Raw genomic sequence first — 14,716 nt, 5'->3', positions numbered from 1 at the left:
CGCCTTGACCACCTTTCTGGAGAGAGTGCTCTTCAACCACCGCCGCTGGGTGGTCATACTGTTTGTCGCCATCACCGCCGTGATGCTCTACTTTGCCAGTCAGCTACGCGTCGATGCCGGCTTCACCAAGCTGCTGCCGATGAAGCATGAGTATATGCAGACCTTCAGCAAACACCAGCAGGAGTTCGGCGGAGCCAATCGCATCCTCATCGCCTTAATGGTCAAAGAGGGTGACATCTTCAACAAACCCTTTTTCGATCGCCTCGCCGCCATCACCGATGAGGTCTTTTTTATTCCTGGTGTCGATCGCACCCGCGTCACCTCCCTCTTCACTCCCAACGTGCGCTTCACCGAGGTGGTGGAAGATGGCATCGCTGGTGGCAACGTCATCCCTGCCGATTTTGAGGCGACGCCCGAGGGACTGGCCAAGGTGCGGCAGAATATTCTCAAGGCCGGTATCGTCGGCCGCTTGGTGGCCAACGACTTCAGCGGTGCCCTCATCAGTGTACAGTTGCAGGAGTTCAACCCCGAAACCGGCAAGGCGCTGGACTACATTGAGGTGGCCAAACTGCTGGAGGAGCGCATTCGCGGTAAATACCAGTACCAGGGTCTCAATCAGAATCAGGATTTCAATATCGAACTCAACATCCACGTCATCGGCTTTGCCAAGGCAATCGGGGATATCGCCGACGGCGCGGCGCGGGTAATCCTCTTTTTCGCCCTTACCTTTTTCATCACTGCCCTGCTGGTCTTCGCCAACACCCGCTCCTTCCGCCTCACGGCGGCGCTGCTGGGCAGCGCCCTTATCGCCGTGGTCTGGCAACTGGGACTGCTAACAGCGATGGGCTACGGCATCGACCCCATGTCGGTACTGATCCCCTTTCTGATCTTCGCCATCGCCATCAGCCACGGCGTGCAGATGGTCAACAACCACAACAGTGAAGTCTTCCAGGGGGCCGATGCTGAGACGGCGGCGCGCACCTGTTTCAGACGCCTGCTGATCCCCAGCACCATTGCCCTGGCCAGTGACACCATCGGCTTTATCACCATCTACCTGATCGAAATCCGCATCATTCAGGAGATGGCCATTACCGCCAGCGTTGGTGTGGCAGTGATCATCTTTATCAACCTGCTGCTGTTGCCGGTGCTGCTGTCGTACATCGCCCCTCGGCCGGGCCATCGCGAAAAGATGAGCCATCGCGCCGAGCAGATGAATGGCGTCTGGCGGGTGGTGGCAAAAGCAGCCACGGCGAAACCGGCCACCGGCATTATTCTCTTCTCTCTGCTTCTACTGGTCGTCGGTGCCTGGAAGGCCACCGATGTCAAAATTGGCGATCTACAACGCGGCGTGCCGGAGCTGCGCGCCGAGTCGCGCTACAACGTCGACAGCGAAGTGATCAGCGACAAGTTTTCCATCGGTGTCGATGTGCTGACGGTGATTGTGGAGACCACGCCAGAGGGCTGCATCAACTACGACATCATGAGCACCATCGACCACTTTCAGTGGGCCATGCGCAATGTTGAAGGCGTGCAGTCGGTGATCGCGATGCCGGGCATTGTCAGGGTCATCAACGCCGGTTGGAACGAGGGCAGCCTGAAGTGGCAGGTACTGCCGCGCAACGAGTCGTCGCTGGCGCAGTCGGTGGCCTATATCCCCACCAGCAGCGGTCTGCTCAACAACGACTGCAGTGTGATGCCGGTGATGATCTTCACCACCGACCATAAGGCCGCCACCATCACCAAAATCGTCAGCGCCGTGAAGGCCTATCGCGATGAATACAACCGCGACGATGTGCAGTTTCTGCTCGCCACCGGCAATGTCGGCGTCATGGCCGCCACCAACGAAGAGATCGACCGAGCCCAGTTCCCCATCCTGCTTTATCTCTTCAGCATCATCATCGCCCTCTGCCTGATCACCTTCCGCTCCCTCACCACCACGCTCTGCATCATGCTGCCGCTGGCGTTGGTCTCGCTGCTGGCCTACGCCCTGATGGCAACGCTCGACATTGGCCTGAAGGTCGCCACCTTGCCGGTAGTGGCGCTGGGGGTCGGCGTGGGTGTCGATTACGGCATCTACATCTACAGCCGTCTGCGGGAGTTTTTACGCACAGAAAAAACACTCTACGACGCCTATTTTATGACTCTGAGCCAAACCGGCAGCGGCGTACTCTTTACCGCTATCACACTGGCCATCGGTGTCGCCACCTGGATCTTCTCACCGCTTAAATTTCAGGCTGACATGGGCATCCTGCTCACCTTTATGTTTCTGGTTAACATGCTGGGGGCGATTTTTTTACTGCCTGCGCTGGCCTATTGGTTTAAACGTTTTCATCGCCCTACAAGCTAAATAAAAAAAGATTAAATGATGAGCGATTTGCGACTCAGAGTTTTACTTTACCGAGTTTTCGGGCGGGCACACTAAGGGCTTGTCAATAAATAACTTGATCATCTTGCTTGTCTATCCTTTTGTCTTCGGCGTTGCTGAAAGGGTTACATACAATGAGTATGCGCCCCTTTCAGCGCCTTGAATACAAAACGATATCCGGCGCAATACGATCAAGTTATTTATTGACAAGCCCTAATTAGTTATTTTTTGGAAAAATTCCTTGGCCGACGTTGCTCATCAATCGCAACATAGACTACGGTTGCTTCGGTCACTTTTACACAATCTACTACGCCATTTTTGATGCGCTGCGCATACACTTCAACAAACACATCAATTGAGGTCTCCCCTTCTTTACGAATCTCGGCATAACAATTAATCAAATCACCGATAAAAACCGGTTTTTTAAATTCAAATGAAGTTACTGCTCGCGTAACAATAGGCCCCGCAGCCCGAATCCGCGCAGGAATGCTACCCGCAATATCGACTTGAGACATAATCCAGCCGCCAAAAATAGTGCCGCCCTGATTCACCTCTGAAGGCATGGCTGGCACGCGTAGTATCGGAATGCGTCCAACAGGTAAGCCCGCCTCGCTCATAATTGTGAGTCCTTTTGATACATGCTTTCAATATCATCGCCATAGCGTTCAATCATTTTTTGACGTTTCAATTTGAAGGTCGGTGTCATCAAACCATCTTCTACAGTCCATGGCGATAAATAGAGTGAAATTTGACGAATTCGCGCATAACCCGGAAAATTTTTCAAGGCATTGCGAACATTTAAAAGCACTCGCTTTTCCACGAATTTATTTTTCAGAGATTCGGAACTTTCAGGGTCAACATCTAGCTCTTCGGCTAAAACCTTCCATTCATCTAAATTAAGAACTAATAATGCACTCAGATAAGAACGGCCTTCCCCTATGACTAACGCTTGCTCAAACAATGAATTAAGAATTAATGCCGTTTCCATATCAGATGGCGGTATTTTTTCACCATTCGCTAAAATAATAATATCTTTGAGACGCCCGATAATGTAGATATGACCACCATCATCAATACGTGCTTGATCTCCTGTTTTTAACCACCCATCCTCTGTAAATGTTTCCTGTGTTGCCGTTTCATTTTTCCAATACCCTTGCATTACACAGGGGCTGCGTGTCTGTAATTCGCTCTTTTCACCCACTCGAACTTCCACACCATCAAGTACAGTACCAATACTTGATGGAATATTGTCATTCAAGCGGTTCGCTGAAATTGCAGGGCTTGCTTCTGTCAAGCCATAACCTTGAACCAGTGGTATTCCTAAACTGATAAATAGCTTTGCAACATCAGGAGAAAGTGCTGCGCCACCACTGGCAGCCACACGTAAACGTCCTCCCAGTTTTTCCCGAATTTTTGATGCCACTAATTTATTTAGAACAGGCCACAGCAAAAGTTTGGGTGACCAGGATCGACGCCCTTGCTGATATTCAAAACGAATCCAACCCACGGAGATTGCCAAGGCAAACAGTTTTTGTGCAATGGCAGATTTTTCCTTCAAACCTTCCTGAATCTTACCGTACACACGTTCATAGATACGTGGTACCGAAACTAAAATTGTTGGTTTAACAGCTAATAAGTCAGATGCTAAATTAAGAATAGAACGGTTATAAGCAACCGTAGCACCAATCATCATAGGCGCAAAATAACCCACTGAGCGTTCATAAGAGTGAGATAAAGGCAAGAAAGAAAGAAACAGATCATCTCTGCCTGCATCCTGGCACTGACTTGAAAACCAAGCATTATAGAGAAAGTTTTTATGACTGAGCATCACCCCTTTGGGTCGCCCTGTTGTGCCGGAAGTATAAACAATGCTGGCTAATGCATCAGGATCTGTCACTTTAGTTTGCAACGTACCTTGATGACCAAAGACCCAGTCATCAATTGATTCCAGGCGTGGATCATTCGGGTGATCATCTTCTGTAATAGACTCCAGGCTAACGATGCGTAATAGCCCGTCTATCTCATCACCAACCGTCAAAAGTTGTTGCCACTGCCTTTTGTTTTGAACCAAGAGTAACTTAATATCAGCGTGATCAATAATGTATGCCATGTTGCCAGGCCGGTCATCCACATAGAGAGGCACTGTAACCAGACCCAAGCCCATAGCTGCCTGATCAAATACGACCCATGCACGAGAGTTTTTAACCATCATGCCCACACGATCGCCAGTCTGGTAGCCTTCTGCTGCCAAAGCAGTTTGCCAACGAGCCACCTCAGTAGCCATTTCAGCCCAACTGCTATCATGCCATTCTTGTGCTGCGATATCGTATTCACGATAGGCAATCGAATCAGGTGTCTGTTTTACGCGTTCATAAAACAGAAGAGGAATAGTCGGTGCAACTTCAGGTGTTATCACATTTTCACTCATAGCCAGATTAGCTCCACAAAGGGCGTTGTTGAGTATACCTGCTATGTTACATCTTTATCCTGAAAAAATCAGTCACGATCAATTAATCTCTCGTGTTTGTTAATTTTGTCATAAGGTTAATTGGAATACACTACAGGAATTAAAAAATGAAACTCTGCTCCACCTGATTGACCGTGCTCTGCCCAGATGCGCCCTTGGTGGCCTTCAATAATTTCCTGGCTTATCGACAAACCTAATCCTGTTCCGCTGGTGCCTGTTTTTGTTTTGCTGCTTTGTATAAATTTATCAAAAACAACCTTTAACTCGTCTTCAGGAATCCCAATACCTTGATCACTGATTATAAAATGAAGTGCTTCAACAGTGCCGACATCTGTTTTCCTGCGTCCCTTTTGCATGTGATCTTCAAAAACTGAAATCGAAATATTTTTTCCTTTTGGGGTAAATTTAATTGCATTGGATAACAGGTTAGTTACCACCTGAGATATTCGTATTGAGTCAAATTCAATTTTTTTATCAAAATCAAAACGAACGATTTCAACACTCTGGTTTCGCTCTTCAAGCTTTGCTTCAAATTCATTTAAACAGCCCTGAAACATCGCCTTAAAGTGACCCAGTTCCATATTTAGTTCCATGCACTTTGCTTCCAGCTTGGAAAGATCCAGCAAATCATTAAGTAACTTCAAGAGACGCTCACCGCTTGTATGTATTTTTTCAAAATAGCCAAGCAATTTTTCAGGAGGTGCCGTTTTAATTCTTTTTACACCAAAACTTGAAAAGCTGATAATCGCGTGCATTGGAGTTCGGAGTTCATGGGAGATATTGGCCAAAAACATTGATTTGGCCTGGTTCGCTTTTTCAGCCTCATTTTTTGCCAATATTAAATCGTGTGTCTGTGCATCCACAGCATCTTGTAAGTGATCTCGATGCTGTCGAATTTCATCCTCTTGTTCAATCAGCTTTTTATTGGCTTGTTCAAGCTGGGCACTTTGTTGTTCAACTTCAATTAGACTCAGTTGCCCTTGCCAATATTCAACTGCAACCTGCTTTCCAACAACCACCATAAAAGCAGCATAGGAAGCGCTCATACCAGCCAACAAATAGCCATGAGCCTGATAGCCTGTTATTTCACTAAAGATGCAACCTATTACGATAGGAGACCAAGCCATTACTAAAAAACCAATCCATAGTCTGAAATATTGGTTCATGGTGCTCACTGCCCCACCTGTCATGCCCGCAACAATAATAATCATCATAAAGCTGATGACTGAATACTCCACCATCCAGCCCACAACAGCAGCATACATCCCTAAAAAAAAGGCTCCGGCCAGGCTGGAAATTGCATAATATCGAAGATAGCAATCCATATCAGCGAATTTAGATTTTTTTAAACATGCGCCAAAATAGAAACGAAACCCACTGGCAATTAATAGTAGCAATATAATTGAACTCAAAGAGCCAAAAATATTTCTGATTTCACTGCTCAATAGTGTTAAAGACACCACAAAAGGGTAGGCAAAAGCAATGATGCCTGTGCGCTGCCCCATATCATGAGCACCACGAAGTGTCACTTCCTGGCGTACCCCCTCGGGTAAATCAGACTTTAAAAACCTGTTAAAAAGGAGTGACTTCATTAGCAAGGTATGGCTTCAGCTTTCTCTTTAACAGCAACCTCTACCTGAGATTGGGATACCCCATTCAGCTCATTCACCAAAAACTCAATACGTTTTTCAAGATCCAAACCTGAATCATACAATGCAATTGACTCTTTTTCTGCACCAGAGAGAATACCCAGCAGCGCTTGCTCTTGCTCATCCGACAACCCTAAATGCATAAAAGAAGATTCAACCCTCTGCACCAAGTTAGACATAATTCCTTCATTCTTTTTACCATTAGAGCGGTACTCTTGATCAACATCATTCAAAATTTCACGCGTTGTATTGAGCAATTTACCCAACATCTCTTCTCGTTCTTGAAGCTTCAAATTCATCATTAAACCTTCAATACGAGCATCCGCCGCTTCAGCCAATAGACCAATGTTATCTTTCATGCGGCCATATTTATCCGCATCTTCTACAGGCATATTTTTTATTAACAATGATATATATTTGTAATGAACAACCGTTCGTTTACCGAAGTCTACAAAGCGCCCTTGATCATGTTGATTTAATACTTTTTGCTCTAATGAACTGACTTCAGGTTCACCTGAAAAAAATAGTTCTTCATTCCCCGATCTCATACGCAGACTCGCCTTCAAACCATACTGGTCACACGTTTCAAGGAGTTGCTTTGCCAGGCTGCTATAGTTATCACACTGAAAGCTCTTTCGAGTAAACTGTAAAACCGCACCCACCTCACCCGCTGTGGACATTGCGGTCATCGCCATACTCATCGCATCATTTGAACTTTTTTCCAGCTCATCTTTAGTCGTTTTACTACTCAAGGCGAGCTCAATTTTCACCAATAACTCTTGCTCATCAAAAGGCTTGGAAATGTAATCATCTGCTCCCGCAGCATAACCTGCCATACGCTCTTCTACACGCGACAGGGCGGAAAGAAAAACAACAGGAATATGAGAGGTTTCTGCGTCCGCCTTGAGTCGCCTGCATGTTTCAAGACCATCCATAACCGGCATATTGACATCAAGCAGAATCAGGTCAGGTTTAAAGTGCCCTGCAGTCATAATTCCTTCTGCACCATCGTTGGCTTGCGCGATTTCAAAACGCTCTTCAAGAATTTCTTCTATAATGTCCAGATTTAATGGTTCGTCATCAATCGCGAGTACTTTGAGCTTATTCCCAGATTCCATTACCGTGCTTTCCTTGTATTAATTAAACTGTTACATGCCCGTATTGTTATGTGTCATAAGTACGACCTAAAGAAGAGCAAGCTTTAATTTATCTGTCCTGAGTTCAGGTGTAACTATTATTAATACAATTATTTAATCATGCTGAATATTTATCACAGTAATCGCCTTGAGCCACTTCTGGATCATCTTGCAACAACATTTGATACGCCACTGAATCATCCGTTATCCCCAGAGATTATTGTCATACAAAATCAGGGTATGGCACGATGGCTTATCATTGAACTGGCTAAAAAGCGCTCTTTAGCAGCTCACTTTGAATTTCCCTTTCCGGCATCATTTATCTGGAAAATTTTTCAAAGCCAACTGAAAGAGACCCCAGACACCTCCTCTTTTGATAAAGAAGTTCTGGTATGGAAAATTCAAGGGTTGCTACCACTGCTGATTCAAAAGCCAGGTTTTGAACCACTGAATCACTATTTATCGACTCGAAGCGCTTCGCTCAAACTCTACCAACTGGCTCGCAATATTGCTGATATATTTGATCAATACATGGTCTATAGACCTGACTGGATCATGGCATGGGAAACTGGAAAAGAGAGACACTGGCAAGCACAACTCTGGCGTGCATTGATAAAAGAGCAAGCCACACCACATCGCTGCAAACTCATCCAGAAATTTATTAGCCTCCATGAAAAAGGGCAATTAAATCCCTCGGCACTGCCAGAGCGAATCACTGTTTTTGGTGCATCGGCCATGCCGCCCGCTTATCTTGATGTCATTGCGCGGCTTGCTGATATCACCGAAGTGAATTGTTACTTGCTCAACCCCTGCTTATCTTATTGGGGAGACATTATTCCGCAGCGTGACCTCAGCCGTTTACGTGCGCTTTGGCAAAAACACGGAAAAACTGATGCCACAGAGTATTACACCGTGGGTAACAGTTTATTAGCATCACTGGGAAAATCAGGGCGAGATTTTCAAGAGCTATTGCATCAATACCCAAGCATCGACCACGATCTATTTATCGCCCCCAAAGGCAATACGCTGCTTGCAAATATTCAAACTGATATTTTACTGCTGAATGAAGCAGTAAAAGAGCACGCCACTGAACTCTCTGACCATGATAACTCATTCCAGCTTCACATATGCCACAGCCCCATGAGAGAAATTGAGGTGCTGCACGATCAACTCCTTCACTGTTTCGAGCAAGACTCCACACTCATGCCACACGACATTATTGTGATGGCACCAGACATTGATATTTACGCCCCTTATATTGAAGCTGTATTCAAGACGGCCAAAAAACAGCTTTTTATTCCATGGTCAATCGCTGATCGCTCAGTCACAAAAGAGCAGCCGCTCATTCAAACTTTTCTACAGCTTATCCAACTGCCTGACAATCGTTTTACTGCCACAGAAATACTCTCTTTACTGGAGACACCTGAAATATCAAAACATTTTGATATTGATGAAAATAACCTTGAAAATATCCGGCAGTGGATTCAAGAAAGCGGGATACGCTGGGGAGAGAGTGACAACCCCAACTCATGGCATTTCGGTATGCAAAGAATGCTACTGGGCTACGCCATGTCTCCCGAAAAAACAGTTTTCAACGATATTTTTCCATACAGCGGTATTGAGGGGAAAAATTCGATACTGCTGGGCCAGCTACAGTTTTTCATCTCTCAACTATCAATATTTAAAAGCAAATTAAATAAGCCGTATAAACCCAAAGAGTGGGTTCAGCTACTTCATCAAATTCTCGACACTTTTTTTGAAGCGGACGAAGAGTCAAATGCTGTATTACAAATTATTCGCGATGCACTCAGCCAGTTCATAGAGCATACAGAGATGGCTCAATTTGAAGAGCCTTTAGCGCGCTCCGTTCTGCAAGACTATCTCAAAGCTCATCTTGACAATGAAAGCCAGAGCCAACGCTTTATTACAGGGCAGACTACTTTTTGCACGATGCAACCCATGCGCAGCATTCCTTTTAAAATAGTCTGCCTGCTTGGTATGAATGATTCAGACTATCCACGGCATCAGCGCCCCCTCGGTTTTGACCTAATGGATCAATCACCCCGCAAAGGTGACCGATCCCGCCGACAAGATGATCGTTATCTATTTTTAGAGGCGCTGCTCTCTGCACGTCACACTTTTTATATCAGTTACATCGGCCGCAGCATGCATGATAACTCTGTAAAAATTCCATCCGTATTGGTGAGTGAGCTGATTGAGTATATTGAAGAGGGCTATACTGAAACAGAGCCATTTATCACAGAGCATCCACTGCAAGCTTTTAGCAAGCGCTATTATAAAAATGATTCAAAGTTATTCAGTTATAACGATGTTTGGATTGGAACCAAGCAAAATGAAGACAGTAAACCCACCCCTTTTATTTCGGCCCCTCTTTCAGAGCCTGAGGTCAGTTACAAAACAGTTCAACTCACACAGCTCATCAATTTTTTCAAAAATCCCAGCCGCTTTTTTCTTAAAGAACGACTAGGTGTGCATCTTGAAGAGTACGATGAAGCCTTAGAAGAGTCCGAACCTTTTGAGTTAGACCCATTGCAACGCTACCAGTTAAAACAAACCATGCTGAACAGCGAACTGGATGAGAACGACCCTTACCATGACTACTCACTCTATAACGCAAGCGGGATACTGCCCTATGGTGGATTTGGGGAGATCATCTATAAAGAACAACAAGAGGCCGTTGAAAATTTCAAGGATAAATTATCACCTCATATTAAGGCCTCAAAGCTTGAGGATTTAGAGGTTGATTTAAAAATAGGTGACTTCACATTGCAAGGCTGGTTAAGTAATATCACCTCGGAAGGTCGTATACGTTATCGCCTTGCAAAATACAAAGCAAATAGTGATCACATTCCATTATCAATCGAACACCTTATTTTTAATGCACTCTCCCCAGCTCACTGTAAGCATAGTAGTACCCATATTGCTGAAAATAAAACGGTCACACTGCCGCCTATTAATTTAGCTAAAGCGAAACTGGAAAAGCTTTTGAATTATTACTGGCAAGGGCTCTCCATGCCCCTTAAATTCTTCCCAAACAGTGGATATGAATATATAGAAGCCCTGAATAAAAATAAGTCTCCCGAAGAAGCTTTAAAAAAGGCTCAAGGAATATGGGAAGGCAATAGCAGAGTAGCAGGTGAATCAAACGACGCTTACCACCAAATACTCTATCCCACTTCATCCACCACTTTAGATGATAATTTTGTTGAAATATCAGAAGCTGTTTATCACCTGTTAAGCTCTAGGAACACGAATTAAGGTATATAGGGAGTTTATGAAGGCCGTAACTCAAGGGTTGATGGATATTACGAATTAGAGATGAACGAAGAAGCAGGTGTTCCTCATGTAGGCAAGCAGTTTGTGTCATCTATTATCGACCATATTCAAACATTGCGTGAAAATCCTGACATTGGAAAAATGGTTCCAGAGTTTGATGAGCCTAAAATAAGAAAGCTTATTCATTCACCATTTCGTATTATTTATTTGAGAGAGAAAAGCTCAATTCATGTGGTTAGGTTAGGGTATGGCGCAGTGAAAGAAAACTTGTTTTGGAAAAGACCGAAACATAACGAATGAAATTAGATCCAGTGTAAAGCTCAGCCGAATCACGACCTGAATCGTAAAGAAATTAGCCACTGACCCATTATTTAAGCTGCTCACTAAAATGGTAGCTGGCGATAATAAACCCCTGTTTAAAATAAAATTTATGCGCTTGATCTCTATGAGTTCCTGAATCAAGATGATAAAAATTACAACTGTTATTTTTTGCGATATCTCGCAGCCATTTAACAAGCGTCTCCCCAAAGCCCTTTGACCGTGCACTCCTGGATGTCACAAGGTCATCAACATAAAGATGTTTTCCCATAAATAAATTCGTGGAGATACGATATCCAGCAACAGCAGCAATCGCGCCCTGATTTTTGATAAAAGCGAGCCGATAGCCTTCTATTTCCATAGAACGGATTGTGCTCAAAAAATGATCTTTTACCAGATGTGTACGTAGCTCTGACATCACATCAAAACAATCAATAATTTCTTGATCTGTTACAGCTTGTTTTGGCATCTTAACTTCCCACTATGTAAGAACTAAAAATATATTAGCGAATTGCTTTTTTACTCAAGGCATAAAATATACTACCAGCATCTTCCATCAACTTTTAAAATTTCTTCCATGGCAATTTATGATGAACTCAGCCCTACTGTGTATTAACGCTTAAGTCGGCTTCCTGATTTGGGAAAAGACGAATAGCATAGTGCTCAAGATTTATGATTTTCACTCTGACTTTTTGATGGCGAAAACCACATTCAACCCGTCAAACGCGCATAAAGCCCTAACAGTTTTTGCGGAAGCTCTTTCGGATCACGCACCACCACATAGCCATTTTTGCCAAAAATATGTGGTAAATAATCATCCGCTTTGTGGTCAATCGTAATACAAAAAGGAATCAATCCTTGTTGTTTGACCTCTATAATCGCCTTGCGAGTATCTTCCACACCATAGCGACCTTCATATTTATCCAGATCATTCGGTTTACCATCGGTCAGAATCAGCATCAATTGTTTGGTTGCCGCTTGCTTGCTTAGAATATTTCCAGAGTGACGGATAGCAGCCCCCATTCGAGTGTAATAACCAGGACGAATCGCTTGAATATGTCCTCGTACTTGATCGTTATATTTGTCTTCAAATTGTTTGAGATGAAAAAAGCGCACTTGCTCCCGTTTGCGAGATGAAAAACCATATAAGGCATAACGATCTCCACACGCGGAGAGGGCTTCTGAAAACAGTAACAAAGTATCACGGATCACATCAATCACACGCTGCTCATTATTCACTGCGGCATCAGTAGAGAGTGACAGATCAGCCAACATCAAGGTGGCAATATCGCGCTGATTTTGGCGTAGATCACGATAGAGCCCTAACTCTTCTGTCACCGCCGCTGTTTTACGAGAAATATAGTGATCCAGATAGGCATCCATATCCAGCTCACTACCATCCTTTTGGTTACGCAACCAAATTCGATTTTGCACCAGCGCTGAGAACTGTCCGCGCAATCGACGTGCCACACGCTTCAGTTCATCTGGCAACGGTTTTGGCTTGGCATCTCGCGGTAACATCGGACGAATAATGCACTGCTCCGGGATCATTTTTTCTTTACGCCAATCCCACTCAGGCAGAGTCACTTCACCCACCAAGGGAATATCATCGTACTCAGCAGAGGGCAGATCCAGATCAAGCCGTAAGCGTGATGCACTTGATTTTTGCTCTCGTGCAACGGATAAAACATCCATATCCGCAGCTTTTTGGGCCGCATCTTCATCTTCGTCATCATCGGTGGCACGATTGACTTTGATATATTCAGCCCAGCTGAAAATATTCTCCCAGCGAATAGTAATCAGACCATCATCACCATTAGGCATCTCCACCTGTTCAGCCTGGTATCGATGCTTTTGCTTGCTCTCTTTCGCTTCGCCTTCAGGGCTGGATTCATCTTCATCACTTTCAGCCGGATCGTGTCGCCGTTGGATCACTTCACTTAAATCGGGATATAACCAGAGATAAACAGGTTGGGGGGGATGCTTCGATTCAGGCAAGTATTCTCGACTGCCTGGCTCGACTAATGCGGCCCAAATCGCACGCTCTTGTTCTAAATTTTCTTTTGATTGATACTCGGGGGAAACTCTTCGCTTTAACTCGGCTTCGGCCAAGCGAAGGTAGCGCTGGCGCATACCGGGGTATTGCTGCAATACTTTCAGGCTGCGTTGTTGATTATCAATAAACCAATCTTTTTTTTCGACAATATCGACGGCTGCCAGCACTACCAGCCAGAAATAGAGGTCACGATTCAGCTCTGAAGAAGGGTATAAACTCAGCTTCTCTGACAGACGCAAAGTTTCTTGATCTCGCCACGCCAGTGCCGCTTTTTTATGACTGCCAGCGATACGTTGCAACCAATGACGCTGAGCGCCATGCTCTCTTGGCGTTGCGGCTTCGATTTTAAGCCCGCCATCACCACCCAGTGCCCGAAACATAATAGAGATTGGTTTCGTGACACTCGACAGACAAACAACAGCTTCAGGGTAACTATTCTCGGCATGGCGAGTAATAAGGCGATGCCAATATTTCCCAACGGCTTCTTCCATACAATACTCCCGTTTTAACCTGTTATTTAAAGCGAGCCGGTGACTGCTTACTGCTTTCATCACCTGGCCGCCAATGCAATAAACTTTCACTTGGCGCTTGTACTTTCTCACAAGCATCAATACAGCGAGTGCATTGTGTGCAAGTAAACATATGGCGTTTATTCTTGCGGGGTTGCAGCCGCATGGGGCAGGTGTTGTCACACGCTTGAGTGCACGTTTTACACGCTTCCCCCCGATCTCGATCAAAAGTCACCACCAAGGCACGATCATTAATCATCCACGCCAAGCTCTGAAACAGTCCCACGGCACAGCCATAACTACAAAACAAGTGCCTGGCCAATAGAAACTCCAGACAGAACAACAGTGTTGCCACACCAATAAAAAGCCCTTGGTTACGTGTAAGTTCACCCGTAAAAAGGTTTGAATAGATCATTGCTGGGGGCAATAAATAGGTCAATAAAACCACCGCCCAGAGAAACGAAAAACCAATAATGGCCAAACCCGTCCAGCCCCAATAAAGTTTTTTTTGTGGATAAATGGTTCCATCTGACTCGGTTTCTGGCAGTGTTTTTTCTTCCCACAAACTGGGACGACCGCTGGCTCGGCGCATTAGTGAGTTGATCATCTCCACCACAGAAAAATGAGGGCATAACCATCCGCAATAGAGCCGCCCATATTTCCATGATATCCAAATTCCTCCACCGACAAAAAGTACCAGAGGTAAAAACCCTAGCGTAATAATTTTTAATACGGTGGCAGTTGCAGTCAGCTCACCTTGCGTCAACACGGCTAATCCAAACTCCCAGTTCATGCCAAAAAAAATAAAGTGCCCCTTGAGCAAATCCAGTCGAAAAAGATCCAGTGGTGGTGCTAATAAAAAAAGTAAAAAGAAACCACTCCGAGTCCATAACCTAATGCGCTGAAGTTCCATCAATAA

The 14,716-nt window shown here is 44.9% G+C and carries 10 protein-coding genes; 3 read left to right on the top strand and 7 right to left on the bottom strand.

Features of this window, described 5'->3' with window-relative positions:
* Positions 1-4 precede the first annotated feature (4 nt).
* Positions 5-2,347 (top strand): MMPL family transporter, encoded by a 2,343-nt coding sequence (locus tag L3J70_09355; protein ID MCF6236558.1) that lies wholly within the window; start codon positions 5-7, stop codon positions 2,345-2,347.
* 239 nt (positions 2,348-2,586) lie between these two features.
* Here the strand turns inward: L3J70_09355 and L3J70_09350 are convergent, their stop codons facing one another.
* The 4 genes from L3J70_09350 to L3J70_09335 form a co-directional block, all read right to left on the bottom strand.
* Positions 2,587-2,982, bottom strand: coding sequence for an acyl-CoA thioesterase (locus L3J70_09350; protein ID MCF6236557.1), 396 nt, complete (start codon positions 2,980-2,982; stop codon positions 2,587-2,589).
* A complete protein-coding gene (locus L3J70_09345) occupies positions 2,979-4,793 on the bottom strand; it encodes a long-chain fatty acid--CoA ligase (GenBank protein MCF6236556.1) in 1,815 nt (604 codons plus the stop codon). The genes L3J70_09350 and L3J70_09345 overlap by 4 nt, the downstream gene beginning before the upstream one ends.
* Before the next feature lie 116 nt (positions 4,794-4,909).
* Positions 4,910-6,424: a HAMP domain-containing histidine kinase gene (locus L3J70_09340; protein MCF6236555.1), complete on the bottom strand. Its 1,515-nt coding sequence runs from the start codon at positions 6,422-6,424 to the stop codon at positions 4,910-4,912.
* Positions 6,424-7,599 carry a response regulator gene (locus L3J70_09335; protein MCF6236554.1) on the bottom strand — a complete coding sequence of 392 codons (1,176 nt, stop codon included), beginning with the start codon at positions 7,597-7,599 and terminating at the stop codon, positions 6,424-6,426. Before L3J70_09335 ends, L3J70_09340 begins: the two co-directional genes overlap by 1 nt.
* A 138-nt stretch (positions 7,600-7,737) precedes the next feature.
* Between L3J70_09335 and recC the strand changes: the two genes are divergently transcribed.
* Positions 7,738-10,896, top strand: a complete 3,159-nt coding sequence (gene recC, locus L3J70_09330) for an exodeoxyribonuclease V subunit gamma (GenBank protein MCF6236553.1) — start codon at positions 7,738-7,740, stop codon at positions 10,894-10,896.
* 60 nt (positions 10,897-10,956) lie between these two features.
* Positions 10,957-11,214, top strand: coding sequence for a type II toxin-antitoxin system RelE/ParE family toxin (locus tag L3J70_09325; protein ID MCF6236552.1), 258 nt, complete (start codon positions 10,957-10,959; stop codon positions 11,212-11,214).
* Positions 11,215-11,281: 67 nt separating this feature from the next.
* On the opposite strand, the gene L3J70_09320 is transcribed toward L3J70_09325, so the two are convergent.
* The 3 genes from L3J70_09320 to L3J70_09310 all read right to left on the bottom strand — a co-directional run bounded on the left by L3J70_09320 (position 11,282) and on the right by L3J70_09310 (position 14,710).
* The gene (locus tag L3J70_09320) at positions 11,282-11,701 is read right to left on the bottom strand and encodes a GNAT family N-acetyltransferase (protein MCF6236551.1); all 420 of its coding nucleotides are present in this window, start codon (positions 11,699-11,701) and stop codon (positions 11,282-11,284) included.
* A gap of 242 nt (positions 11,702-11,943) precedes the next feature.
* Positions 11,944-13,779: a VWA domain-containing protein gene (locus L3J70_09315; protein MCF6236550.1), complete on the bottom strand. Its 1,836-nt coding sequence runs from the start codon at positions 13,777-13,779 to the stop codon at positions 11,944-11,946.
* 22 nt (positions 13,780-13,801) lie between these two features.
* Entirely contained in the window at positions 13,802-14,710 is a 909-nt protein-coding gene (locus L3J70_09310; GenBank protein ID MCF6236549.1) for a 4Fe-4S binding protein, read from the bottom strand.
* Positions 14,711-14,716 lie beyond the last annotated feature (6 nt).

The organism is Gammaproteobacteria bacterium, assembly GCA_021648145.1.
GTDB lineage: Bacteria > Pseudomonadota > Gammaproteobacteria > JAADGQ01 > JAADGQ01 > S141-38.
Note: the sequence above shows the minus strand (reverse complement) of the source record. Positions and strands in the feature narration are given on the sequence as shown.

What these genes read in the sequence shown, in the direction of transcription:
- L3J70_09315 (MCF6236550.1), bottom strand. Translation starts at nt 13,779, where the DNA reads ATGGAAGAAGCCGTTGGGAAATATTGGCATCGCCTTATTACTCGCCAT.
- L3J70_09340 (MCF6236555.1), bottom strand. Translation starts at nt 6,424, where the DNA reads ATGAAGTCACTCCTTTTTAACAGGTTTTTAAAGTCTGATTTACCCGAG.
- L3J70_09320 (MCF6236551.1), bottom strand. Translation starts at nt 11,701, where the DNA reads ATGCCAAAACAAGCTGTAACAGATCAAGAAATTATTGATTGTTTTGAT.
- L3J70_09325 (MCF6236552.1), top strand. Translation starts at nt 10,957, where the DNA reads ATGAACGAAGAAGCAGGTGTTCCTCATGTAGGCAAGCAGTTTGTGTCA.
- L3J70_09335 (MCF6236554.1), bottom strand. Translation starts at nt 7,599, where the DNA reads ATGGAATCTGGGAATAAGCTCAAAGTACTCGCGATTGATGACGAACCA.
- L3J70_09345 (MCF6236556.1), bottom strand. Translation starts at nt 4,793, where the DNA reads ATGAGTGAAAATGTGATAACACCTGAAGTTGCACCGACTATTCCTCTT.
- L3J70_09310 (MCF6236549.1), bottom strand. Translation starts at nt 14,710, where the DNA reads ATGGAACTTCAGCGCATTAGGTTATGGACTCGGAGTGGTTTCTTTTTA.
- L3J70_09350 (MCF6236557.1), bottom strand. Translation starts at nt 2,982, where the DNA reads ATGAGCGAGGCGGGCTTACCTGTTGGACGCATTCCGATACTACGCGTG.
- recC (MCF6236553.1), top strand. Translation starts at nt 7,738, where the DNA reads ATGCTGAATATTTATCACAGTAATCGCCTTGAGCCACTTCTGGATCAT.